The organism is Sediminibacterium sp. FW305-C-49, from assembly GCF_058231085.1.
Window position 1 is genome coordinate 939,656 of the sequence record NZ_JBIQXS010000002.1, and the last position, 23,156, is coordinate 962,811.

The window sequence follows — 23,156 nt, forward strand, 5'->3', positions numbered from 1 at the left end:
TGACCATTGACCATTGACCATTGACCATTGACCATTGACCATTGACCATTGACCATTGACCATTGACCATATGAATACCGATCCAAGATACCCGATTGGCAAGTACCAGCCGCAGCCCTATTCGGAACAACAGAAAAAAGAATGGCTGGCCGATATACAGTTTTTACCCGATGAGGTAGAAAGAGCTATCCTTAACCTGGATGCTGCACAATTGCATACAGCCTACAGAGATGGGGGATGGACGGTGCAGCAACTAGTGCATCATATTGCAGACAGCCATATGAATGCGTATATGCGTTTCAGGCTGGGCTTAACGGAGGATAATCCGACCATTAAACCTTATGATGAAAATGAATGGGCGAAACTGGCTGATGTAGATGTGGTGCCTATTAATGTTTCTATCACTATCCTGCATGGTCTGCACCAGCGTATGCTGGCTACCATCAAGGATCTTACAGCAGAACAGTGGGAAAGAAAAATTACGCATCCTGAACATGGCCGTGAAATGACGCTCTGGTTTTTACTGGGGCTGTATGCATGGCATGGCCGTCATCATACCGCACATATTACTACCTTGCGTGCCAATAAAGGATGGTAAATGATGAGAGATCTTCGCTGGGAGAAAATTGATTCCCGTAAAGTGTATAGTGACCGCTGGTTACAGCTACGTGCCGATGCATGTAGGTTTCCGGATGGCAGGGTAATAGAGCCTTACTATATCGTTGAATTACCCAACTGGGCCAATATTGTGGTTATTACAGCAGAAGAAAAAATTGTATTGGTCAGGCAGTATCGTTACCCTGTTGATCAGGTTACATTTGAATTGCCGGGTGGCGTAATTGATAAAGGGGAAGAACCTATGCAGGCCGCCATTCGTGAAATGCAGGAAGAAACAGGTTACCATTCATCTGAGGTTGAATTTTTATGCAAGCTGGCGCCTAATCCGGCCATCAACGATAATACAGCGTATTTCTATCTCGCCAAAAACGCAGTACCCGGTGAAAAGAAAAATTTTGATGCGTTCGAAGATATTGATGTGATGCTGTTCTCTAAATCGGAATTTCTAGAATTACTCCGCGAAAATAAAATTCAGCATGGTGTGCAGTTAGGTCCCATCTATGAGGCACTCATTAAACTCAATTGGCTCTCAATCTCAGCGTAACCTCTGTGTAACTCCGTGCTTACTCCGTGTAACTCTGTGGTTAAAGAATGATGTTGAAACCACAGAGTTTCACAGAGGCTATACTTAAAGCCGGACTTCACCTACGAGGAATACACTTCCGCAGATGAGGATGAGATCATCGGAAGTAGCTTTTGCCAGCACTTCCTTCAAAGCAATATTTACATCAGCATACACAGTTCCTTTCAATCCAAATGTAGCAGCCTGTTGTTGTAGGCTTAGCGCATCTAATGCACGTGGAATATTGGCTGCTGTAAAATGATAGGAGGCATGTTGGGGTAATAAGGCCAGCACTGCATCAATGTCTTTGTCTTTTACCATTCCGATGATGATATGCAGGTGCTGATAAGTACAATGCTCCAATTGCTCACGGATGGCTTTCATTCCATCTGCATTGTGTCCTACATCTAATATAACGGAAGGATGTTGATGAACCAGTTCCCATCGTCCATGTAAACCGGTTTTCTTTTTTACATGTGGCAAGGCTTTTTGAAGAATGTCTGTATGACAATTCCATCCCTTTGTCTCCAGTTCTTGTGCTGCAGCAAGTACAGTTAACAGGTTTTTGAGCTGATAAATACCCGGAAGATCCAATTGATAAGTTTGTCGTTCATCAGACCGGTGTTGAGCAACTGTTACCTCAAGCAGGTGGTGCTGGTATTGCCAATCGCTTACCCATCTTTCTTCATTGGCAAATACAAATGGAGGTTGTATTGAACTGTCCTCATTGATCAGTGCAAACTGTTTTTCAAAAACCGGTCTGGTTTCAGGTAATGATTCGCCAATGATGACAGGAATATTTTTTTTGATGATGCCTGCTTTCTCTGCGGCAATTTCGGGTAATGTGTTGCCCAGCAGATTCATATGATCCCAGCCAATATTGGTAATGATACTGAGTTCGGGTTGAATGATATTGGTACTGTCAAGTCTTCCACCCAAACCTGTTTCAATAATGGCAATATCTACCTGCTGTTCTGCAAACCAGGTAAAAGCCATGGCAACAGTAATTTCAAAAAAAGAAGGTTCTATGGTTTCAATCAAAGGTTTGATGCGCTCCGTAAATCGAATCACAAATTCTTCGGAACACATTGCTCCATCTACCTTTATCCGTTCACGAAAATCTTTTAAATGTGGTGAAGTGTACAAGCCTGTTTTATATCCGCCAGTTTGTAAAATGGCAGCCAGCATATGACTGGTTGATCCTTTTCCATTGGTGCCTGCAATATGAATAGCTTTAAAATACTGCTGCGGATTTCCCAACGCCTCACATAAACGTATCGTATTGGTAAGGTCTTTTTTATATGCCGCTGCACCCAGTCTGCTGAACATAGGCAACCTGGTAAATAAATAATCGAGGGTTTCGGCGTAAGTCATAACAGACTGTAAAGAAACAGAGAAATAAGGAAAAAGAAATCAAAGAACAAGAATCAAGGAGCAAGAAATCGATCACTTTCTCATTCCTTATTTCTTATTCCGCTATTCCTTATTTTCCTAGCCTCTTAATTTAAAGCTGAACACCAGTGTTCCTGTTTGTTCTTCAGCAGTGCCTGCATTTAATTTCAGCGAACGTGCTTTTCGCAGGGCTATGTTTCTGATATGCTGACTGGTGGTGGTGGTACCTCTCGGATTTACAACGGCTACCGTTACATTACCGGATTTATCTACCGTAATGTCTACAGCCACTTTTGCATTTTCATTGAAATCGTCTTCAAAAGAAGGAAGTCTTGTGATACGGCGACCATCGAGTCCGTTGCGGATACTTACGCCGCCACTGCCACCAGCGCCGCCATTACCACTTGCTGCATTACCGGTGTAACTGTCGGAGTTGGGATTACCATTTGGATTTCCCTGATCGCCTTTGCCGCCCGCAATACCCTGGTTACGGATACCATTATAACTATCCGCACGATTACCACCGGTACCAGTGGTAGTGCCACCCGTAAATACTGCTTTGGGTTTAGGTGCAGGTGGGGTAGGAGTTGTGTTATTGGTAGTAGCAGGTTTAGTAACAGCGGGTTTGATATCACTCACCGGTTTTGTTGCCGGCTTTGTTACTGGTTTATTAACAACAGGTGCATCATCCGCCTCATTTTCATCACCCGTAATATTGGCCTGGTTAGTAACTGGTGCAGATGCAACAGGACTTGTCTTAACATCTTCCGTCTGAGCAGGCTCGCCTGGTATTTGTGGTGCCACATCACCCAAACCTGTTTCACTGTTGCCCAGATTTACTTCAATGCCTTCTCCAAAAGTAGGAGCCGGTATTTGAGGGAGACTCCATTGAAGAAAGAAGAAAAGAAGGAACAACAAGCCACAAATAGCCGCCGTAATAGCGGATGCCTTGATATTTTTCTCTTTCTCGAAATCGATGGTCATGTGAACAGTATTACTCATAAATGTACGACTAAGACTTTCGATGGTGAATAATGTTGAAAATTACATCCACAACCATGCAGTAATCCACTTTTGGGGTATAAATAAAGGTTAATCTTGGAGGGGAATCGTGAATGGTCAATGGTGAATGAAGGGGAATAGTGAGGGTAGTCAGGTACAATACAAGTCATCAGTTATTCCCCATTGACGATTGACCATTCACGATTCACCTCACCCTCAAGCAAAAAACACATCATATCCGAATCTCAGTAAAGTAGCGGTAACAACCAGCAGGAAGAAGATACGGATGAAACGGTTGCCTTTCTGGAGGGCCAAACGTGCACCTAAAATGCCACCAATGGCATTGCTGATGGCCATGGGGATGGCAACGGTCCATAGAATACTGCCTTTTAACAAAAATAAAACAATGGAACCCAGGTTGGTAGACAGGTTCACGATTTTGGCATTGGCGCTGGCCTGCATAAAATCGAAACCCAGTATGGCAATAAAAGCCAGTACCAGAAAACTGCCTGCACCCGGACCAATAAAACCATCGTAAAAACCAATCACCAGACTGATCAGTAAACTGAGCCAGATGATTTTTTTAGGGGAATGTTTTTTATGCACCTGCTGACCAAAATTCTTTTTACTGTATGTGTAAATGGCCACAAGAATTAATACAATGAAGATGACAGGTTTCATGAAACGATTACTCACCACTGTCAATAATTCAGACCCAACAAATGCAGCCATAAAAGCAGTGATACACATTAAAGCCGTTAAGCGCCAGTTCATGGCTACTCTTTTCAGGTATTGACGTGCGGCAAAAAATGTACCGCTGAAAGATGGTATTTTAATGGAACCAATAACAGTGGAGACTGGTAAATCAGGTAATAGTATAAGCGCAGCAGGTGTTTGAATGAGTCCGCCACCACCCACAATGGCATCTACAAAACCGGCGCTGAAAGCGGCTATACAAAGTAATATGATTGTAACTGTATCCATCAGGCGGCGCAATATAATTGAATAATAGATATAGATATTAAGCTGCCTGTTTCCGGAGTAATGATCGCATACTAATTAATCCGAATAAAGGTCCGGGTACCATCAGTATAAAACTTACTGTCTTATTGCTGTCAAGCCATGGAATGATGGATGTTGTATGCATGAAAAAATAACTCATGATTTCAATGCTGATAATGGTTATGGCAAAGCCAATGGATGTAACCAGTGTGAGTGCCGTTCCTTTCTGGCTCTTGTCTGCTGTTTGCGAAACCAGTGCAGAAAACTGTGGTGAGTCGGCAATCACAAGACAACCCCAGATTATCATGGCTATCAGAAAAAAGGAAGGTGGCAATAAGAAAAAAAGCGGTGACAGCAGGCAGCAGATGCCTGAACCCAATAAACTTGCAAAAGCTACCCTTGCACTCCCCAACCTTTGCGCAAAATAACCGCCGATGATACAACTGATGGTGCCTATGCCTATAATGAAAAAGGACCATAGAGATACATTCAGGTTGATGGCTTGTTGTAGGTTATACCAACTCAGCATAACAGGTACAAAGGCCCAGAAAGTATAGAGTTCCCACATATGTCCGAAATAGCCAAAGGCTGCAGCTTTAAAATCTTTGCGATGAAAAAGTGCAGGCAGGTTACTGAATGATATACCGGTTGCTTTGGTTCTGTGAGGTCCGTTCTTCAGCAACAGACCGACCATGATGCCGCCGGTAGCAGCAATACAGGATGTATACATGATCACTTCTTTCCACATGGAGATATCACTGAGCCCTTTTAATAAATGGGGAAGTGCTTTTCCTGCTACCAATGCGCCTACCAGAAAACCCAAAGCCTTACCAAGGTTTGCGGCATACCAGTCGGCTGCAATCTTCATTCCTACAGGATATACACCGGCAAGAAAGAAACCGGTGAGAAAACGCAGTAAAAGTATCCAGCTGATATTTCCATCTGTGAATAAAACAAGACAGTTAAAAGCCGCCGCCAGTACAGCAGATAACATAAAAACTTTAACAGGCGAAAACCTGTCGGCAATAGTGAGCAGGGCAAACAATAAAGTACCCGTAATAAAACCGAGTTGAACAGCAATGGTGATATTGCTCAACATGTCATCCGGGAAATGATATAGTGACTGCAAAGCAGGAAGAATTGCATTGCCGGCAAACCATACCGATGTTCCTGCAAACTGTGATAATACAATAACGGGTAAAATATAAACAGGGACCGCTGAAGGTTTTTTTACAGTCATACTGTAAATTATGCAATTGTTTTTTTGCGTTGCATGGTATTGGCAAGAATGAGTCCGCCAATGACTAAAAGACCACTGATGATATGGATATTATTCATCTGCTCACCCAATAACCAGACAGCTTCGAGTGTGCTGAAGATGGGGATGAGGTTGCCAAATAAAACAGTAGTACCCGTTCCCAATTTTTGCAATGCCGCATTCCAACAGAGAAAAGAAATCACTGACGTGCCAAGCCCGAGATAGATAATAGATCCAATGATATTTCCATTCCATTGAACAGGTGCTGTAACACTTAACTCAATAAGATAGGCCGGCAACAGCAGCAGGGCACCGAATAAAAAAATAACAAACAGAAAATTGACGGGTGTAATACCTGCTGGTTTTTTTCTGACCAGGATATTATATACCGCAAAAGCCAGGGCCCCGGCAAGTATCCAGAGATCTCCTGTGGAAAAACTAAAGGAAGCCAGTTTTTGCCAACTGCCTTGTGATAACAACAATACGATACCAGCTATACAAATCAGCATGCCAACGATCCTGAATATATTCAATCGCTCTTTCAGGAAAATGATGGCCATAATGGTAGCGAAAATGGGAGAAGAGGTAGTGCCGATTAAAGCCATATTGATGGCAGAGGTATAATGTCCGGCCACATACACAAAAGTGTTGAACAACGTAATACCACTTAATGATACCCAGAACAGGTATTTCCAGTTCTGTAATACAAGTTGTTTTTGCGCTTTGAATTTCTGATAAGCCAGTGGTGCAATTAAAATAGTAGCCAAAGCCCATCTGTAAAAGGCAAGACTCACTGGCGGTATTTGCTGATTCACGGCTCTGGAGATCACAAAATTACCCGACCAGATAACAGTGGCCAGCACAGCGAGTGAAATGCCGATATAATAATCTTTTTTACCAGGGTGCATACCTGCAGTTGCTGCTATTGATATAATTCAGCACCTGCGAAATGCTGATCGTAATTGCCTTTGATTCTTTCGATGGGTGGATTGAAATAACCAAACCTGAGTGCCGGAAACTCTTCCCGTATCAGGCTCATGAGCTGTTTTACACCCAACATTTCACCGGTTTCATGTACACCTATTTTACCCATGTACCAATCCGGATCAATATTGAAATTACGCCACTGGATCATGGAAAGATCTGTTTCAATGATCAGCTTCCGTAATGCTTCATATTCTTCCACGCTGTCTGTCATGCCAGGGAAAACAAAATAATTGATGCTGGCCCATCCGCCATAACTTCTTACCACTTTCAGGCTCTCCATAATATCTTCGAAACGATAATTATTGGGTCGGTAGTAAGGTTCATAAATATGTTTACGTGCCGAATTGGTACTTACACGAATGCTGTTGAGACCTGCTTCACACAAAGCTTTCACCGCATCTGGTTTAGAACCATTGGTATTGATATTGATACTGCCTCTGTCGGTATGTTTCCTTATTTCAATGATAGACTGGCGAATGGTTTCCCACATGAGTAAGGGTTCGCCTTCACAACCCTGACCAAAACTCACAATAGGGAAAGGTGCGTTCATTAAATGTGGTACCGTAAACTCTACAATCTCTTCCGCCATGGGTTTGAATGTGAGACGATCCTGTGTAGAAACAATGGTCTCTTCTTCGGGCTGAAATGAAATGCAACCCACACAATTGGCATTACAGGCCGGTGAAGTAGGAACAGGACATTCCCAGCGTGACAAAGAAAAATTTCTTGCAGCAGGGCAGTTATAAGTCATGCAGCAGTTCTCCATCAAATGTTTTACCAGTCGGTTCTCCGGGTAATGTTCGAGTAATTGCTGTGTGCCTGTTTGTATTTTTTTATCGTCGTAACCTGCACATTCCTGGCGTATATCTTTTTCAATTCGTACAGCAGGTACATAGGTTTTGTCGTTGAACCAGCCTGCTGCTGTATAACAGAACAAAGGCAGGGTAGGGGCATCGGGTAAGGTTTCGTAAGCAGCGATGTATAAACCTGTATGTGCAGGAGGAATGAACGCTGCAACTGCCCATCCTTTTTCGCAGAGGCGCATATCGCCGGTAACTACATCAATACCTATTCCTCTTCTGCCCGGTAATTCATAGAGGTTACCGCCATCGGGCAATTCTATCCAGTCTTCAACAGGTATAGGAAAAGCATCCCATCCCGCACGACCAACGGCATACAGGCTGGTGTCCTCAAAAATATTTCCGTTACCATCGGAGTAGAGGATGTATGGTGATTGGGATAAGGGCATGGGGTGTTTTGGTTTTGCGGGTGAATGGTTTGTAGTCGGTAGTGAGTAGTCAGTAGTGAGTAATATTGATTCCCCTTACTCACTACTCACTATTCACTTTTCTCCTTCATCCTTTCCTTACAAAATTCATTGAAATCTTTTTCCAGTTGCGGAGCAACATGGGAATCAATTTCTTTTTGTATAAGTTTATTGTTTTTAAAATCAATGGTCAGTAGTCCGTCTTTTAGTACAACATTACTGAATTCACTCCAGTGATAATGGCTGCGGGGAAATGTATTAAACACCACTTCCTCTTCATCAAAAGCCACTTCCCTGGGAAACTTTACCTGTTTTTCAATGACGGCTGCGATAACATATACTGCAGCGAGCCAGGTATAGGGCATGGGTAGCGTCATCATTAATCCCCAGGCAGCAAATAACATGGCAATACGGAAGTAAGCTGTTTTGCCATTCCGCTTTTTTACAAAGGTAAAAGCCACCCATCCAATGATCAGTGCTACAACGGTTACAGGGAATATTGATGCGTTAGAAAAAGGGGTGAGTGCCGATTCCATCAGTACAATGATGGCCAGGAATAACATCATCAGACTGATATTGTCTACCAGTTTAAAATTGCGCTGTTTTAATACTACCACATAATCGTAAGTCCTGGCTGCCATAATTCATTAATTTTTTACCATCAGGTTGCAAAGTCTCCACAACAGGCGGGCGCCTACATTGCTGTCCCAGTCTGTTTGTCCTACGCCAATTTCCACCAGATCGAACCCGATGATTTCTCTGCCGCTTTCCTTTATTTTTTTGAAAAGATACAATACTTCCTCTGTTTCAAATCCGCCATGTACAGGTGTTCCGGTATTGGGGCAATATTTTCTGTCGAGTCCGTCAATATCAAAACTGATGTATACTTTTTGTGGCAGGTGCTGAATGATTTCTTCTGCAATATGTTTCCAGGTATCGCCTTCAAACTGGCGCTCCTTGATATTCTTATCGAAATAAGTGATGACCCTGAACTGGCTGTTGCAGATGTATTCCCATTCTTCTTCACAGAGATCGCGAATACCTACCTGTACCAGTTTCTGTATCTGAGGAATTTCAGTGAGTGCATTGTACATGATAGATGCATGTGAGTAGACGAAATTCTCATATCCCTTTCTCAGGTCGCAATGCGCATCAATCTGTAACACCCCAAAATCGCCATGCTTTTCAGCAAGGGCTTTCATAAAGCCGAGTGGGGTGCTGTGATCGCCACCTAAAAGTCCAACGATTTTTCCTTTGTCTAGCAGTGCTTTGGTTTCATCATACACCCACTGATTCAGGAAGATGCCGCCTTCATTGATTTCTTTCAGGCTTTTGCACATGAACTTGTTTTTCTCCACTTCATCGCCTTTGGAGATATAATCAATATAGAGTTCTGCTTCTTTACGTAAGTAATCGCTTTTGAGTAAGATTTTTTTATTGGTTTCACGCAGGTAAAAACCTTCTCTCCATCCATTCGGTACGTCTGCATCAAACAGGTCTACCTGAATACTGGCTTTCAGAATATGTTCTGCAGCACGTGAAGTACCCGCACCATAACTTACTGTTACTTCCCAGGGTACAGGAAGTATGACCAAACGGGCATCATCTTCAGTAAAGGGAAGTCCGAAAATATTGTTGTTGGGGTTACCAACGGCGTTGGGGTTAAACTGCGATAAGTCGGCCATGATCTTTCTTAGATTGCAAACGGGCTGCAAATTGCAGCAATTTTCTGAATTATGGGATTAAATCAGCTTAAAAGCGCTATTTGGGCTCAAAGCGCTCTACAAAACTTACAAACACTCGTTGCCAGGGAATCAATGCATTGGCAAGAAGACTATAGGCCGGAATGGCTGTATAAGAGATAGAAATGACCGGAATAGTACAAAGAAAAGACAGGAGCATCAACCTGTATGTCCATTTCAATGCATTCCGGAATTCCACAGTTTTAACGATAAAGGGGAGGTATGCCAATGGGAATATGGACAGTATTAGTGCCGTATTTCGACCATGGTAGCTGACGAGGAGGAATACCATCGATAAAAGGCAAATGATCGCCAGTTTTCTCGACGGGATAATCATGAAAAGGATCGTAATTGTAGACGGTACAATGGTTGCCAATTGACCTGATAAAGATGACGATAACCAGCCGGAACTGTTTGCAGCAAGCTGGTGTGGCAGTTGTCCCATCACCCAAAGAGCAATAAAGACCAGTATAAGCCATAACCCGGTTATGCGACCCATGAAAACGGGATACCCATCTTGTACCGGTAAAACAGAGGCTTCCTGTGTATCCATACTTTAAAATTGTGGAAAGATTTCGTTTTTAACAACAATGCCTGACAAACATCAGCTATTGCTTGTTCATTTTGGGCTACTTTTGCAGCGTAAACGAGACAAGATGAAAAAAACACATATTATCATCCTGGTATTGATAGCTGCTGCCATTGTTGTACTGATCAGTTATACCGGTGATCTGACTACTTATGAAACCATTGCTTCTGCCCGTCAGAAAGAAGGAAAATTTGTAAACCTGATCGCCAAACTGGATACTACCCAGCCCCTGGAATACGACGCGGTAAAAAACCCCAACTACCTCACATTTACGGCTGTTGATACATTGGGTAACAGTGTGAAAGTGGTTTACCACAATAACAAACCAACCGATATGGAAAAAAGTGAGCGTCTTGTTTTAAAAGGAAAAATGCAGGGCGATCATTTTGAGTGTAAGGATATTTTATTGAAATGTCCGTCGAAGTATAAAGACGATCCCAAAGCACAACAGAATCAGCCCGTTGTAGCTACCGAACCTACAAAATAAGGGCCATTGTTTCGCACTCCATTTTCTTTACCGAATCATACATCATGCAATATTTAGGTGAACATTTATTTCCCGGTCAGGCAGGACATTTTTTCGCAGTATTATCACTTATAGCTTCTCTTATTGCTACAGTAGCCTATTTTAAAGCCAGCAGAACTGAGTTGGAAGCAACAAAGTCGGGTTGGATCAGGATGGCGCGTGTAGCTTTTCTTGTAGAGACCATCAGTGTACTGGCCATGTTCGGTATACTGTATTATATCATCTCCAATCATTTATTCGAATACAAGTATGCTTACACGCACAGCGACAAAAGTTTACAGATTGAATATCTGTTGAGCTGTTTCTGGGAAGGTCAGGAGGGAAGTTTTATGCTGTGGAGTTTCTGGCATTGTGTGTTGGGGTGGGTATTGATCTGGCGTGCGAAAACATGGGAAGCAGGTGTGATGACTGTTGTTAGTTTCGCTCAATTCGCATTGGCGACCATGTTGCTTGGGGTATATGTTTTCGGGACAAAAATTGGTAGCAGCCCCTTTGTTCTTACACGTAATGAATTAGACTGGCCTATCTTCAGCCAGCCAAATTATCTGGCTCGTTTAGCAGATGGGATGGGTTTGAATACATTGTTACAGAATTACTGGATGGTGATTCACCCGCCGATTCTGTTCCTGGGTTTTGCCTCTACCATTGTTCCTTTTGCCTATGCTATCGCAGGTTTAATGAGTAAAAAGCATGAGTGGGTAAAGCCATCATTGCCCTGGGCTTCTTTTTCAGTGGCTGTATTGGGCGTAGGCATTATGATGGGAGCCGCCTGGGCCTATGAAAGTTTATCCTTCGGTGGATACTGGGCCTGGGATCCAGTGGAGAATGCATCGCTGGTGCCATGGCTCACCCTTATTGCAGGTTTGCATACCAACCTGATTTACCGTAACAGCGGTTATTCACTACGACCTACTTATTTCTTCTATATTATCAGCTTCTGTCTTATTCTTTATTCCACTTTCCTTACCAGAAGTGGGGTATTAGGTGATACATCGGTACACGCATTTACCGATCTGGGTATGAATACACAGTTGCTGTTGTTTTTACTTGTATTTTTTGTACCTGCCTTGTTCCTGTATTTCAAACAATACAAAGCCATTCCCAGTATTCAGAAGGAAGAGAACACTTATAGCCGTGAGTTCTGGATGTTTATCGGATCACTGGTTTTCTTTTTATCGGGTATGGTCATCATTGCAAAAACATCCACACCTGTATTCAATAAATTATTCGGTACCAATATTGCGCCGCCGGAAGATCCTGAGTATGCGCATAACCAGATCCAGATTTTTGTAGCGGTGATCATTGGTTTTCTCACAGCGATTACGCAATACCTGAAATACAAGGATACACCCAAAACATTTTTCGGTAAGAAAATATGGATACCTACCATCATCGCTGTTCTGATTAGTCTGGCCATCAGCTTCTTTGGAGAAGTTAATTATGACAAGAAGGGCCCCGGATTTTTATTTGCCATTCATCTCGCCATATTCACCGCTGTATATGCAGTGGTAGCCAATGCCTCATATATCTGGCTTGGATTAAAAGGAAAACTGAAAGCTGCGGGTGCTTCTGTTGCGCATATCGGTTTTGGAATGGTGTTGGTAGGCATACTGATTTCCTCAGCCAAGAAAACCGTATTAAGCTGGAATACCACAGGTGTTACACCTTTGCGCCAGGAAGATGCCAAAGAAAGAGGGAACCCCGCAGGAAACCCGGCAGAAAATATTACCCTGTTTAAGGGAGTGGCAACCGATATGGGCAGGTATATGGTTACTTATACCAAAGACACGATCAACGAAAGAGACCGCAAAAGATATTTTGAAATTACTTTCAAAGCCAAGCAGGGAGGGGAGTCGTTTAGCCTGTATCCGGATGTGATTAAAAACAATAAGGGGATGGAAGGTTTTGCTGCCAACCCTGCTGCCAAACATTACTGGCACAAAGACATTTTTGCTTATATCACTTCTTTCCAGGAAAACGACAGTGAAGACACAACCCAGTTTGTAAATCGGGATATTAAAGTGGGCGACACACTGTTTTATAGCAATGGTTTAATTGTGTTGAATAAAGTAAGCGTCAATCCGCCGGAACAAGCCGCACTGTATGGTAATGGTGAAACTGCTTTGTTCCTTGATATTGCAGTGTTGTCGAAAGATGGTCGTCGTTACGCTGCTACACCGGGTATCGCAGTGAATGGTAATTCTTTCAGACCCATTGCCGATACGGTAACAGCGCAGAGTCTGGTGATTCAGTTTAACAAGGTGAAAGATGAGAAGAAAGGCCTGCTGGAAATCGGTATCAAAGAAAGTGGAGGTATTACCGATCTGATTACACTCAAAGTGTATGAGTTCCCGATGATCAATATTTTATGGCTGGGTATACTGGTTATGACAGCGGGTCTGATCATGTCCATCATACAGCGAAATAAACAGGTGAAAAATACCCTCAAGTCTGTTTCCTGAGTGAAGACTGAATTGTAGTGTAACCCTGTGCTTTTATCCGTTGACGAATTGTTAAAAGGATACCATGCACAGGGTTACTTTTTTGTATAGGCAGCATTAATTATCGGAACTAGTTCTATATTTAAGTAGTGCAAATCCCTGGCAAACATATCATAACAGTTTTCTTGGTCCTGGTGCTGGCAGGGGCAGGGAATAACCTGTATGCGCAAACCCGTGGACCTTACGATACTATCAAAGTATACGCGTATATAACACCTGAAGGAGATACTATTCCTGAAAGTGTGCTGCCTCCGGTTGAAGTGCTGGGAAAATTAACGGGTAAATGGAAACGTCACTGGGCCGAATGGACCCGTTTGCGCAATGCTGTATATGTTACCTATCCGTATGCCATTGCAGCAAGCCGGATCATGAATGAGATTAATGTGAAACTGGAGCATGTGAGCGATAAAAAACAACGAAGGGCCATTATTAAATCGCGCGAAAAAGAGCTCAAAAGAGATTTTGCAGACAAGCTTACGCAGTTATCTGTTTACCAGGGTAAAGTGTTGATGAAACTCATTTACCGGCAAACGGGGAATAACTGTTACGAAATTATACAGGAATACAAAGGCGGTTTTAATGCAGCTTTCTGGCAAACCATTGCAGTCGTATTTGGCAGCAACCTCAAACAGAACTACGATCCCTACGGTAAGGACCTCGACATGGAAAAAATTGTACGGGATGTGCAGTTGATGTATGGCTATAAGAGCTAACTGGTTATGATGCCAGATGTAAGATGTCAGATTTTACAGGTGTTGCTGCAGTTGCCGGATGAACTGTTCTCTTGGGATCATTTCAGCACCAAGGCTTTCGAGGTGATCTGTATGCACCTGGCAATCGATGAGCATCACGCCTTCTTTTTTGAGTTGTTGTACATAACTGATGAATGCAAATTTGCTCGCATTACTATGTTTACTAAACATGCTTTCTCCAAAAAAGAAAGGTCCCATTCTGATTCCGTACAAGCCTCCAACCAGTTCGCCATTCAGCCATGTTTCAGCCGAATGTGCCACCCCCATCTGGTGCAGTTGAATAAAAGACTGTTCCAGTTCATCGGTAATCCATGTGCCGTCCTGTCCTCTGCGTTGTAACGATTTACAGGCAGCGATCACTGCTGCAAAATGGGTATTGGTACGGAAGCTGAAATCTCCTTTTTTGAATACCTGCAACATGCTTTTGCTGATCTTTAACCGATCGGGAAACAAAACAAACCTCGGATCGGGACTCCACCACAAAGGGATACCATCATCGTACCAGGGAAAAATGCCATTCCGGTAGGCGAGTAAGAGTCTTTCAACAGACACATCTCCTCCCATGGCCAGCAATCCATCTTCCAGAGCCTCAGTAACAGGCGGAAACCAAAGGCGGGAATCAAGTGCGTGTAAAGACATGGGTTAAGTAATAAGAAATAAGGAATAAGAAATATGGAATCAGAAAGGAGAGTAGAAAGTACTTTCACATTCCTCTGTTTTTTATTCCTTATTTCTCTGTTTCAATAGTGGCTCCGATGCCACGATCGGTAATGGCATCGCACATGGGTTTAAGGGTGTCGTAATCGCCGGTTTTAACGGTTGATTTTCCTTTAAAATGAATGATCATAGCAGATTGTTCGGCCTGTTCGTGCGTGTGTCCACAAACTTCCATCAGTGTTTCAATCACCCACTCAAAAGTGTTCACCTCATCATTCCACACAATAAGGCGAAAGGGAGTGGCATTGTCCACCGCAATATCTTCTTCCTGTGATTCCCAGGGGCGGGTAGCACCACTATTTGAAATACGGGTCATTGCGTAAAGGTAATTTGAACTTCAGAAAGTATTGATAAGGTTAAATAAAAAAAGACTTACAATTTGAGTTGTAAGTCTTTTCTCTGTGGGAGCACACGGGTTCGAACCGCGGACCCCTCCGTCTGAAGGTCGGAGTGCTCTAAATCAGCTGAGTTGATTAATGAGGGCAAGAATTTTGACTTTACTCTTCCACGCCTTAATTTCCCTTTCTCTATCGAGCGCTTCTTTTTTAGTGAAGAATTGTTCGTGATAGACTAATCTCCAATCTGGGTTCTTGTCAGTAAACCCCTTGTGATTAGTATTATGCCTTCTAATTCGTTGAAATAACTCATCGCCGGTACACCCGACATAGAATCGATTTTTAGATGCAGAAAAAAGGATATAGGTTTTGTATGTCATTGGTGCAGGGGCATAAAAAAACCACCTCTGATGAGATGGCCTTTCTATTATTCTGTGGGAGCACACGGGTTCGAACCGCGGACCCTCTGCTTGTAAGGCAGATGCTCTAAACCAACTGAGCTATGCTCCCTTTTTGTTGGGAGTGCAAAAATAGGGTCTGGAACATTACTGCCAAAAAAAGTTTTGAGTTTTTTTAAATTAATTCAACTGTAAAGCGGGTAAACGGTAGTGTAAACTGTCGTATACAAACAATTCTTCGATCTCATAGGTCCAGTATTTGTACAGGGGCGATTTTACGAGAATTTTGTCTGCTTCCTCCTTACTCTCTGTATTCAACGTAATCCAGCAGGTCTGGCTTTCCATACTTACCGCATAACTGTCTATAATGCTTTTATTCAGCAAATAATTGACATAGGTACGGTGTGGTGGCACCAGTGCCATAAAATCATCATCCATCTGGAACTTGATAATTGCCTGAAACTTTTTCATGTTCGCTCTTTTACTGGGTTACGTAATACAAGATCCGTGCTGTTCTGCTTTCATGTGGCAATCTGGCAATCTTTGTATCAGTTTTACTGCTGATATTGCAGGGAAAACTGTCAAACTACAAATGAAAGTTATATGATAAAGACTATTTTATTACTGCTGGTTTCCAACATCTTTATGACATTCGCCTGGTACGGTCACCTCAAACACCAGGGTGTGCCATTATGGAAAGCCATTGCCATCAGTTGGGGTATCGCTTTTTTTGAGTACTGTTTAATGGTTCCTGCCAACAGGGCAGGGTATGCCAACGGATTCAGCGGCTTTCAATTAAAGATTACCCAGGAAATCATAACGCTGCTTGTCTTTACCGTTTTTGCAGTGTTCTATCTCAAAGAACCTTTTCAAACAAAATACCTGATCAGCTTTTTATTTATACTGGGGGCCGTGTATTTTGCCTTTAAAAAGTAAGGGGTACTTTCCAGTACCCCTCCATCTATCCTATAACCTTATTCCGTATCTTTTTTTACTTCCCGGATGCGGCGTCTGAAGGCTTTCTTCTCCTGGGGAGATAGACTATCTGCACGTTGTTTCATCCGTTCTTTCATTTGTGTTTTTTGCTCAGGTGATAATTCATCAAAACGCTTGCGCATTTTTTCACGCTGCTCTTTTTTCTGTTCAGGGGAAAGACTGTCGTAACGCGCTTTCAGTTCTTTTCTTTTTTCAGGAGACATACGCTCCCCACGCTCTTTTCTGAACTCTGCCAGTTTAGCTTTTTGTTCAGGACTCAGGCTATCGCCACGTTGGCGAATTTGACGTCTGGATGTTGAGTTTTCCTGCGCCATTGTTTCGAGATTGAGTAAAGTAAGCAGGAAGAAACTGCCAAGACAAATGAGAATGATTTTTTTCATGTTTCAGTGGTTTTATAAGTATAAGACCGCTGACTCAGATGCAGGTTTAAAGAATAAAATAGGCAGGTAAGTTTTTTAACATTTGTAATCCTTCTGTACTCCTCTGTGTCTTCAGTGGCAATACAATTAATTATTTGCCACTGAAGACACAGAAGGGCACAGAAAATTTATTAGGGAAGAATCAATTGTGCAATCCGGCCACCACCACCTGCCATATAAATGGCTTTGCCATTCCTGGCTTTTTGTACCACATGAAAACTCTCTTTGGAAATAAGCTGCCAGTTTTTGCCGCCATCTTTGGAAATATCAATACCGGAAGTGCCACAGGCTACCAGGTTGCTTGCATCAAGGTAAATGACACATGACCTGTATCCATGCGGCATGGTTTCGGGTAATGAATAAACAGGTCGGCCATTTTGAAAAGATACAAGCACACAATTATTGGAGCCAATACTGTCTTTGGCGAAATCGCCACCTACAATGACAGCAGATTTGGTTTTGTGGAATACATCAATCGAATTGGCACCTGTTGAAGTACCACCCTGCATCATGGGTAAGGAATCGTTGATATTGTGGAGTGATAAATCTTTCAGTCGGGCTTTGGTGCCACCTGTAGCAACCAGAGCCGGAGAATAATTACCCATGGTGGTGAGTTTAACATTGGTGCCGCTTGATGCAAACATGGCTTCGGTGTCGGGCACCAGTCTTACATCATCTTTCGATTCAGGTGAGGGCATCACCTGCCAGCTATCACCTGCATCAAAAGACATGGCCACAAATAATTTTCCATTGATTGGATCACCCACCACAATCAGGGTATGGGTAGGAGCTGTATTATCTTGTTTCTTGCTTCGTTTTATCTGTGCTGAATCGACCAACATATCCATGGCATCCAGAAACATTCCCTTCGTAGTATCTTCAAATACTTTAGCCCAACTTTTTCCGCCATCTTTTGTTTTGAGTATTACGGCAGGTTCTGCAATGGCCATGATAACGGCTGTTTGTGCATCAATGGCTTCAATATCCCTGAAATCTCTTTTTTCATAACCGGGAACGGTAATGGGCTCGAGTGTAATACCTCCATCCAGTGATCTTATCACTGCTCCATTACTGCCGCTGGCCCAGAAAACCCGGTCGTTCACTACGCTGAGTCCGCGAAAACTTACGCGCCTGCCTGCTTCCAACACTTTCACGGGGGAAGTCTGAGAAAAACCATTTAATAAAGCTAGCGTCATGCACAACACAATAATTATTTTATAAAACCGCATAGGAACTACATTTTTGTATCTTAAAATGATCAATCACGAATGTCGAAATCTGATGAAAGTTAAGTGATGTAAATGGTAATTTATCTCCTAACTAAATCAGACATCTGACAGCTTACATCAGCAATACTTATGATTCCATACTGGATGAGCCGCACCCAGCTCTTATTGGGTGATGAACCAATTGAAAAATTAATGACCAAAAATGTGTTGGTAGTAGGATTAGGTGGCGTAGGAGGTATCTGTGCAGAAATGATTGCCCGTGCAGGTGTGGGCAAAATGACCATTGTTGATGCAGACACTGTTGATTTAAGCAATTGCAACCGACAGATTCCTGCGCTTCATTCAAAAGCAGGAAAGCTAAAGGCAGAAGTGATGGCTGAAAGACTGAAAGATATTAATCCCGACCTTGATCTGACAGTCCTGACAGAATTTATCCGCGATGAACGGACCAATGAAATACTGGACCAGGGCGGATTTGATTATGCAGTTGATTGTATTGATACCCTTTCACCTAAAGTATATTTTATCAAAGCCTGTATCGACAGAAAAATTCCCATCGTAAGTTCACTGGGAGCAGGTGGTAAAGTAGATCCATCAAAAGTAGTGGTAACAGATATTTCGAAAACACATCAATGTAACCTTGCCAGGTATGTGCGCAAGCGATTACATGAATTGGGTATCTATAAAGGTTTGCAGGTTGTTTTCAGCGCAGAAAAAGTAGACCAGAGCCGGATCATTGAAACGGAAAAAGCCTATCCCAAAAAATCCATCATCGGAACCATCAGTTATATGCCTGCCATTTTTGGCTGTGTAGCGACCAGTGTGGTGATCAGGGATTTGTATGAGGGATGAATGGTCGATCTTCAATGGTCAATGGTCAATGGTGAATGAATGATTTTTTACTATTCACCATTGACCATTCACCATTCACCATTCACCATTCACGCTATTCCCTATCCATACATCAAATACCCCCTCACATCCTCCTCCCATTCCTTACACCTGCAGTATTTTGTAATGGCTGCCATAAAAGCGGGGATCGGTAAGTCGAATATCGCTTCACTGTTGGTGATGCCAGTAAGTTTGTCAAGATGCCCTTTGCCGGATGGATTTACACTGGTTGGATAAGTGGCCCATTGAAATTGAGAAGGATGCAGACTTTTAATCAGCTTTATCAATATCATTCCATTCATCACCGAATTAAAACATGAGCGGTCATCTACTTTCATATGCACTGCTTGACATAATTCGTTTTCGAACTTGCTATGTGCCGGAGTGATTTGAGTGGTTGCAGCAGTCATTTCACCACCCGACATATTGTTGAGCATATCAGCCAATACATCTGCATGCAGCCAGGGAGCTGCTGCGCATTCAAAACTGAGATCAGTGCTGCGCCCTTCGCTGATATTGGTGGCTTCCAGCAAACAGACACCCGGATATAATAACATCGATTGAAAACTTTGTATGGCCGGAGATGTGGGTACAAAAGGAATACCCCAGTCTGGCTGAAACATGTCTCTTTTCCAGTTGCCACACCTGATTACTTCTATCTCTGCGCCTATTTTTCGGGTACCATTAAAATACAGTGCCAGCTCTCCCAGGGTACAACTATGTCGCACGGGCATGGACCATCTTCCGATAAAAGAACTATTGACTTCATCCAGCATTGGTCCTTCACACAGCTGCATATTACCGGAGACAGGATTGGGGCGATCAAGAATCACCAGTTTTTTATGACAGGCCGCGGCAGTTTCAATGATATAGGAGAGTGTCCATAGATAGGTGTAAAAACGACTGCCGATATCAGGCACATCAAAAAGCAGTAAATCAATATCAGCAAGCTGCGTAGCAGTCGGGGCCAGTCTCTCACCATATAAACTGATCACAGGTAAACCTGTAAGTGTATCATTCCCATCTTTTATAGGATGACCATCGGCGCCACGTACATCCAGTCCATGTTCCGGCGAAAAAAGCAATTGAATAGTAAACCCTGCTTTTAGTAAAGCCTGTCGCGATGGTTCCAGTAAACAGGTTGTTGCCGCTTCATTGGTTACCATACCTATGCGCAACGCTTTCCAGGAAGGCTGTTCACGAAGCAACATATCTATTCCAAAAGCAACCATAAGGGGATTTTTTGATGTCGGATGTCAGATGTCGGATGTGGTGTAAAGATGAAATAAATGGAGCAATTACAAATCATAAGTCAAAAATCAAAAATCCGACATCTGATATCAGACATCAGACATCTGCAATCTGCGATCTGTCATCTCCTGTTTCATTGTTTCCACGATATTAAAAATAATGGGGCATCGGCCATAGTGCATGAGGGTGGTGAATAATCGTTTGCTGAATCCCGGTAAATGCATGGCAGGAAATTCGCGGCAGCCTTCAAAACGGTATTCATAAACCGAGCATTTATTTTCTTTCAGAAAAGCACAGGGTATGGTATTCAGGATCATCAAGCCATTGCTTCCTTTCTCGATGTACTCATAATCAAAATGAGTTCTGCTAATATGTAGGTGATCCGATAAACGATCTGCTTCAGGTTCAGAAATATTAACCATCAGACTTTTGCAGCAGTTGCCACAATCGGTACAATTTATTTTTGGTGCAATATCTTCATTGAGCTTGTGAACCCATTCATCTACTTCGGCGGAATGGAGTTTTTTGATTTCCTGGGCAAAAAGGTCGTTTTCTGCTTCCCGTTCAATGGCCAGTGAAGCAATCTGTTCGAGGTCTTTTACAAGGTATTTTTCGGGCTGTCTGATGAGGTAAAGGTAGGTCCCTGGCGGAGAAAACCGAATAAATCAACATTTTTCATCGTTTTATCCACATCAAAAGCCTATTTGTAGAAAAGTAAAATTGTACCGGGAGTTGAGGTGGTTAGATTTGCGGGTTGAGAAATATGCGTATCCTTTCAACTGGATGGATACAGTGACTGATTAAAATGATTGCAAATGGCTGAACAGAAGAATTTGAACGAGTATAATGAAGATTCGATACGGTCGCTCGACTGGCGTGAACATATCCGCCTAAGGCCTGGTATGTATATCGGTAAATTGGGAGATGGTTCTGCTACAGATGATGGTATATATGTACTCATCAAGGAAGTACTCGATAACTGTATTGATGAACACACCATGGGTTATGGAAAACAGGTGGAAATCAGCATCGAAGGAAAACAGGTAACCATTCGTGACTACGGGCGTGGTATTCCACTGGGAAAAGTAGTTGATGTGGTAAGTAAAATTAATACCGGTGCCAAATACGATAGTAAAGCATTCCAGAAAAGTGTGGGTTTGAATGGTGTGGGTACCAAAGCAGTGAATGCACTCAGCCAGTATTTTAAAGTGACTTCACACAGAGACGGAAAAGAAAAAACCGCCGAGTTTGAAAGAGGGGTGCTGGTAAAAGATCATAAAGAACAGAAAACAACAGAATCAAATGGAACGCTGGTAAGTTTTGTTCCGGATGAAACCGTATTTCGCAATTTTCACTTTATCCATGAATACCTAGACAGCCAGTTGTGGAACTATTGTTACCTGAATGCGGGGTTGTCTATTCATTTTAACGGGAAAAAATATGTCAGCAAAAATGGTCTGCTCGATTTATTAGAGCGTAAAACCAATGCGGATGAGTTGCGTTACCCGATTATTCATTTAAAAGGAGAGGATATTGAAGTAGCTCTTTCGCATAACAATGATTATGGGGAAGATATTTTCTCTTTTGTGAATGGTCAGTACACTACCCAGGGCGGTACCCATCAACAGGCATTCAGGGAAGCATATATAAAAGTTATACGCGACTATTATAAAAAAGATTACGATGCAGCCGATATCCGTGGAAGTATTGTAGCAGCTATTTCTGTTCGTGTACAGGAGCCGGTATTTGAGAGCCAGACCAAAACCAAACTGGGTTCACAGAATGTGTATGAGGGTGGACCTACCATGAAGAAATTTGTGGAAGAATTTCTTGCCAAAGAACTGGATAATTACCTGCACAGAAATCCTGCTGTATCTGATGCACTACGCAAGCGCATTGAACAGAGTGAGCGGGAGAGAAAAGAACTGGCGGGTATCAAAAAACTGGCCAATGAAAGGGCCAAGAAAGCAAACCTTCACAATAAAAAATTAAGGGACTGCCGGGTACATCTGAGTGATGACCTGCCAGCCAAGAATAAGGAAGAATTTATCGCCCTCCAGAAGAATTCAACCATCTTTATTACGGAAGGTGATAGTGCCAGCGGAAGTATTACCAAATCGAGGAATGTAGACACGCAGGCGGTATTTAGTTTGAGAGGTAAGCCATTGAATGCCTATGGCCTCACTAAAAAAGTGGTGTATGAAAATGAAGAGTTTAATCTCCTGCAACATGCACTGAATATTGAGGAAGGAATGGAAGGATTGCGATACAATAATATTGTGATCGCAACGGATGCGGATGTGGATGGTATGCATATTCGTTTACTGATGATGACATTCTTCCTCCAATTCTTTCCCGACCTCGTAAAACGTGGTCATGTGTACATACTCGAAACACCATTGTTCAGGGTAAGAAACAAACAGGAAACCATTTATTGTTACGATGAAACTGAAAAGCAGGCAGCCGTAGCTAAACTGGGAAGCAAACCTGAGATAACGCGCTTTAAAGGATTGGGTGAAATTTCACCCGAAGAATTCGGTCGTTTCATCGGAGAAGAAATGCGTGTACAGCCCGTCATCCTTGAACAGGGCGACCACATTCAGCAACTCCTCGAATATTATATGGGAAAGAATACCATGGAAAGACAGGAATTTATTATTAATAACCTCAAAGTAGAATTAGACCTGGTTGACTGATTATTAACTCAAGTAAGAAAAAGAAA

Annotated in this window: 25 protein-coding genes and 1 tRNA gene; 8 read left to right on the top strand and 18 right to left on the bottom strand. The window is 42.6% G+C overall.

Features of this window, described 5'->3' with window-relative positions; genetic code table 11:
- The first annotated feature begins 70 nt into the window (after positions 1 to 70).
- A complete protein-coding gene (locus ACH3Z1_RS11545) occupies positions 71 to 598 on the top strand; it encodes a YfiT family bacillithiol transferase (protein WP_490822132.1) in 528 nt (175 codons plus the stop codon).
- Positions 599 to 1,162: an NUDIX hydrolase gene (locus ACH3Z1_RS11550; RefSeq protein WP_490822133.1), complete on the top strand. Its 564-nt coding sequence runs from the start codon at positions 599 to 601 to the stop codon at positions 1,160 to 1,162.
- Between the two features lie 84 nt (positions 1,163 to 1,246).
- On the opposite strand, the gene ACH3Z1_RS11555 is transcribed toward ACH3Z1_RS11550, so the two are convergent.
- From ACH3Z1_RS11555 to ACH3Z1_RS11595, 9 genes are all read right to left on the bottom strand, one after another.
- Complete coding sequence (locus tag ACH3Z1_RS11555; protein ID WP_490822134.1) at positions 1,247 to 2,554, bottom strand: bifunctional folylpolyglutamate synthase/dihydrofolate synthase; 1,308 nt, start codon at positions 2,552 to 2,554, stop codon at positions 1,247 to 1,249.
- A 117-nt stretch (positions 2,555 to 2,671) separates the two neighbouring features.
- A complete protein-coding gene (locus tag ACH3Z1_RS11560; protein WP_490822135.1) occupies positions 2,672 to 3,556 on the bottom strand; it encodes a hypothetical protein in 885 nt (294 codons plus the stop codon).
- A 234-nt stretch (positions 3,557 to 3,790) separates the two neighbouring features.
- A complete protein-coding gene (locus ACH3Z1_RS11565; RefSeq protein WP_490822136.1) occupies positions 3,791 to 4,558 on the bottom strand; it encodes a sulfite exporter TauE/SafE family protein in 768 nt (255 codons plus the stop codon).
- Positions 4,559 to 4,595: 37 nt separating this feature from the next.
- Positions 4,596 to 5,816 (bottom strand): MFS transporter, encoded by a 1,221-nt coding sequence (locus ACH3Z1_RS11570; protein ID WP_490822137.1) that lies wholly within the window; start codon positions 5,814 to 5,816, stop codon positions 4,596 to 4,598.
- A gap of 8 nt (positions 5,817 to 5,824) precedes the next feature.
- Complete coding sequence (locus ACH3Z1_RS11575; RefSeq protein WP_490822138.1) at positions 5,825 to 6,742, bottom strand: DMT family transporter; 918 nt, start codon at positions 6,740 to 6,742, stop codon at positions 5,825 to 5,827.
- 14 nt (positions 6,743 to 6,756) lie between these two features.
- A complete protein-coding gene (locus tag ACH3Z1_RS11580; protein ID WP_490822139.1) occupies positions 6,757 to 8,070 on the bottom strand; it encodes a radical SAM family protein in 1,314 nt (437 codons plus the stop codon).
- Between the two features lie 89 nt (positions 8,071 to 8,159).
- Positions 8,160 to 8,729, bottom strand: coding sequence for a hypothetical protein (locus tag ACH3Z1_RS11585; protein ID WP_490822140.1), 570 nt, complete (start codon positions 8,727 to 8,729; stop codon positions 8,160 to 8,162).
- A gap of 6 nt (positions 8,730 to 8,735) precedes the next feature.
- On the bottom strand, positions 8,736 to 9,773 hold the full coding sequence (locus ACH3Z1_RS11590) for an agmatinase family protein (RefSeq protein ID WP_490822141.1): 1,038 nt from the start codon (positions 9,771 to 9,773) through the stop codon (positions 8,736 to 8,738).
- Positions 9,774 to 9,849: 76 nt separating this feature from the next.
- Positions 9,850 to 10,383, bottom strand: coding sequence for a hypothetical protein (locus ACH3Z1_RS11595; protein WP_490822142.1), 534 nt, complete (start codon positions 10,381 to 10,383; stop codon positions 9,850 to 9,852).
- Between the two features lie 103 nt (positions 10,384 to 10,486).
- Here ACH3Z1_RS11595 and ACH3Z1_RS11600 point away from each other — a divergent pair, with 103 nt between their 5' ends.
- The 3 genes from ACH3Z1_RS11600 (at position 10,487) to ACH3Z1_RS11610 (ending at position 14,159) form a co-directional block, all read left to right on the top strand.
- Positions 10,487 to 10,906, top strand: coding sequence for a cytochrome c maturation protein CcmE domain-containing protein (locus ACH3Z1_RS11600; protein ID WP_490822143.1), 420 nt, complete (start codon positions 10,487 to 10,489; stop codon positions 10,904 to 10,906).
- 44 nt (positions 10,907 to 10,950) lie between these two features.
- Positions 10,951 to 13,407: a cytochrome c biogenesis protein CcsA gene (ccsA, locus tag ACH3Z1_RS11605; protein WP_490822144.1), complete on the top strand. Its 2,457-nt coding sequence runs from the start codon at positions 10,951 to 10,953 to the stop codon at positions 13,405 to 13,407.
- Positions 13,408 to 13,580: 173 nt separating this feature from the next.
- Positions 13,581 to 14,159 (top strand): DUF4294 domain-containing protein, encoded by a 579-nt coding sequence (locus tag ACH3Z1_RS11610; protein ID WP_490822634.1) that lies wholly within the window; start codon positions 13,581 to 13,583, stop codon positions 14,157 to 14,159.
- A gap of 33 nt (positions 14,160 to 14,192) precedes the next feature.
- Here the strand turns inward: ACH3Z1_RS11610 and aat are convergent, their stop codons facing one another.
- The 5 genes from aat to ACH3Z1_RS11635 form a co-directional block, all read right to left on the bottom strand.
- The gene (gene aat / locus ACH3Z1_RS11615) at positions 14,193 to 14,837 is read right to left on the bottom strand and encodes a leucyl/phenylalanyl-tRNA--protein transferase (protein WP_490822145.1); all 645 of its coding nucleotides are present in this window, start codon (positions 14,835 to 14,837) and stop codon (positions 14,193 to 14,195) included.
- Positions 14,838 to 14,925: 88 nt separating this feature from the next.
- Positions 14,926 to 15,231, bottom strand: coding sequence for an ATP-dependent Clp protease adaptor ClpS (locus tag ACH3Z1_RS11620; protein ID WP_490822146.1), 306 nt, complete (start codon positions 15,229 to 15,231; stop codon positions 14,926 to 14,928).
- Positions 15,232 to 15,375: 144 nt separating this feature from the next.
- Entirely contained in the window at positions 15,376 to 15,630 is a 255-nt protein-coding gene (locus tag ACH3Z1_RS11625; RefSeq protein WP_490822147.1) for a GIY-YIG nuclease family protein, read from the bottom strand.
- 55 nt (positions 15,631 to 15,685) lie between these two features.
- Positions 15,686 to 15,760 (bottom strand) — tRNA-Val (locus ACH3Z1_RS11630).
- A gap of 68 nt (positions 15,761 to 15,828) precedes the next feature.
- Complete coding sequence (locus ACH3Z1_RS11635) at positions 15,829 to 16,119, bottom strand: hypothetical protein (RefSeq protein WP_490822148.1); 291 nt, start codon at positions 16,117 to 16,119, stop codon at positions 15,829 to 15,831.
- Between the two features lie 132 nt (positions 16,120 to 16,251).
- Here ACH3Z1_RS11635 and ACH3Z1_RS11640 point away from each other — a divergent pair, with 132 nt between their 5' ends.
- Positions 16,252 to 16,584: a DMT family protein gene (locus tag ACH3Z1_RS11640; protein ID WP_490822149.1), complete on the top strand. Its 333-nt coding sequence runs from the start codon at positions 16,252 to 16,254 to the stop codon at positions 16,582 to 16,584.
- A gap of 38 nt (positions 16,585 to 16,622) precedes the next feature.
- Here ACH3Z1_RS11640 and ACH3Z1_RS11645 read toward each other — a convergent pair whose 3' ends face one another.
- Both ACH3Z1_RS11645 and ACH3Z1_RS11650 read right to left on the bottom strand, forming a co-directional pair.
- On the bottom strand, positions 16,623 to 17,024 hold the full coding sequence (locus tag ACH3Z1_RS11645; RefSeq protein ID WP_490822150.1) for a DUF3106 domain-containing protein: 402 nt from the start codon (positions 17,022 to 17,024) through the stop codon (positions 16,623 to 16,625).
- Positions 17,025 to 17,194: 170 nt separating this feature from the next.
- Positions 17,195 to 18,259 carry a YCF48-related protein gene (locus ACH3Z1_RS11650; RefSeq protein ID WP_490822151.1) on the bottom strand — a complete coding sequence of 355 codons (1,065 nt, stop codon included), beginning with the start codon at positions 18,257 to 18,259 and terminating at the stop codon, positions 17,195 to 17,197.
- Positions 18,260 to 18,421: 162 nt separating this feature from the next.
- On the opposite strand from ACH3Z1_RS11650, the gene ACH3Z1_RS11655 reads away from it, so the two are divergent.
- Positions 18,422 to 19,144, top strand: coding sequence for a tRNA threonylcarbamoyladenosine dehydratase (locus ACH3Z1_RS11655; protein ID WP_490822152.1), 723 nt, complete (start codon positions 18,422 to 18,424; stop codon positions 19,142 to 19,144).
- 101 nt (positions 19,145 to 19,245) lie between these two features.
- Here the strand turns inward: ACH3Z1_RS11655 and ACH3Z1_RS11660 are convergent, their stop codons facing one another.
- Positions 19,246 to 20,415 (bottom strand): exo-beta-N-acetylmuramidase NamZ family protein, encoded by a 1,170-nt coding sequence (locus tag ACH3Z1_RS11660; RefSeq protein ID WP_490822153.1) that lies wholly within the window; start codon positions 20,413 to 20,415, stop codon positions 19,246 to 19,248.
- Positions 20,416 to 20,523: 108 nt separating this feature from the next.
- Positions 20,524 to 21,096, bottom strand: coding sequence for a YkgJ family cysteine cluster protein (locus ACH3Z1_RS11665; protein ID WP_490822635.1), 573 nt, complete (start codon positions 21,094 to 21,096; stop codon positions 20,524 to 20,526).
- A 153-nt stretch (positions 21,097 to 21,249) separates the two neighbouring features.
- Between ACH3Z1_RS11665 and ACH3Z1_RS11670 the strand changes: the two genes are divergently transcribed.
- Entirely contained in the window at positions 21,250 to 23,130 is a 1,881-nt protein-coding gene (locus ACH3Z1_RS11670) for a DNA topoisomerase IV subunit B (protein WP_490822154.1), read from the top strand.
- Positions 23,131 to 23,156 lie beyond the last annotated feature (26 nt).

Coding starts and splice junctions, on each gene's coding strand:
- ACH3Z1_RS11550 (WP_490822133.1), top strand. CDS start 599: ATGATGAGAGATCTTCGCTGGGAGAAAATTGATTCCCGTAAAGTGTAT.
- ACH3Z1_RS11650 (WP_490822151.1), bottom strand. CDS start 18,259: ATGACGCTAGCTTTATTAAATGGTTTTTCTCAGACTTCCCCCGTGAAA.
- ACH3Z1_RS11620 (WP_490822146.1), bottom strand. CDS start 15,231: ATGACCCGTATTTCAAATAGTGGTGCTACCCGCCCCTGGGAATCACAG.
- aat (WP_490822145.1), bottom strand. CDS start 14,837: ATGTCTTTACACGCACTTGATTCCCGCCTTTGGTTTCCGCCTGTTACT.
- ACH3Z1_RS11560 (WP_490822135.1), bottom strand. CDS start 3,556: ATGACCATCGATTTCGAGAAAGAGAAAAATATCAAGGCATCCGCTATT.
- ACH3Z1_RS11595 (WP_490822142.1), bottom strand. CDS start 10,383: ATGGATACACAGGAAGCCTCTGTTTTACCGGTACAAGATGGGTATCCC.
- ACH3Z1_RS11670 (WP_490822154.1), top strand. CDS start 21,250: ATGGCTGAACAGAAGAATTTGAACGAGTATAATGAAGATTCGATACGG.
- ACH3Z1_RS11590 (WP_490822141.1), bottom strand. CDS start 9,773: ATGGCCGACTTATCGCAGTTTAACCCCAACGCCGTTGGTAACCCCAAC.
- ccsA (WP_490822144.1), top strand. CDS start 10,951: ATGCAATATTTAGGTGAACATTTATTTCCCGGTCAGGCAGGACATTTT.
- ACH3Z1_RS11635 (WP_490822148.1), bottom strand. CDS start 16,119: ATGAAAAAGTTTCAGGCAATTATCAAGTTCCAGATGGATGATGATTTT.
- ACH3Z1_RS11545 (WP_490822132.1), top strand. CDS start 71: ATGAATACCGATCCAAGATACCCGATTGGCAAGTACCAGCCGCAGCCC.
- ACH3Z1_RS11585 (WP_490822140.1), bottom strand. CDS start 8,729: ATGGCAGCCAGGACTTACGATTATGTGGTAGTATTAAAACAGCGCAAT.
- ACH3Z1_RS11565 (WP_490822136.1), bottom strand. CDS start 4,558: ATGGATACAGTTACAATCATATTACTTTGTATAGCCGCTTTCAGCGCC.
- ACH3Z1_RS11580 (WP_490822139.1), bottom strand. CDS start 8,070: ATGCCCTTATCCCAATCACCATACATCCTCTACTCCGATGGTAACGGA.
- ACH3Z1_RS11660 (WP_490822153.1), bottom strand. CDS start 20,415: ATGGTTGCTTTTGGAATAGATATGTTGCTTCGTGAACAGCCTTCCTGG.
- ACH3Z1_RS11655 (WP_490822152.1), top strand. CDS start 18,422: ATGATTCCATACTGGATGAGCCGCACCCAGCTCTTATTGGGTGATGAA.
- ACH3Z1_RS11640 (WP_490822149.1), top strand. CDS start 16,252: ATGATAAAGACTATTTTATTACTGCTGGTTTCCAACATCTTTATGACA.
- ACH3Z1_RS11555 (WP_490822134.1), bottom strand. CDS start 2,554: ATGACTTACGCCGAAACCCTCGATTATTTATTTACCAGGTTGCCTATG.
- ACH3Z1_RS11600 (WP_490822143.1), top strand. CDS start 10,487: ATGAAAAAAACACATATTATCATCCTGGTATTGATAGCTGCTGCCATT.
- ACH3Z1_RS11570 (WP_490822137.1), bottom strand. CDS start 5,816: ATGACTGTAAAAAAACCTTCAGCGGTCCCTGTTTATATTTTACCCGTT.
- ACH3Z1_RS11645 (WP_490822150.1), bottom strand. CDS start 17,024: ATGAAAAAAATCATTCTCATTTGTCTTGGCAGTTTCTTCCTGCTTACT.
- ACH3Z1_RS11625 (WP_490822147.1), bottom strand. CDS start 15,630: ATGACATACAAAACCTATATCCTTTTTTCTGCATCTAAAAATCGATTC.
- ACH3Z1_RS11575 (WP_490822138.1), bottom strand. CDS start 6,742: ATGCACCCTGGTAAAAAAGATTATTATATCGGCATTTCACTCGCTGTG.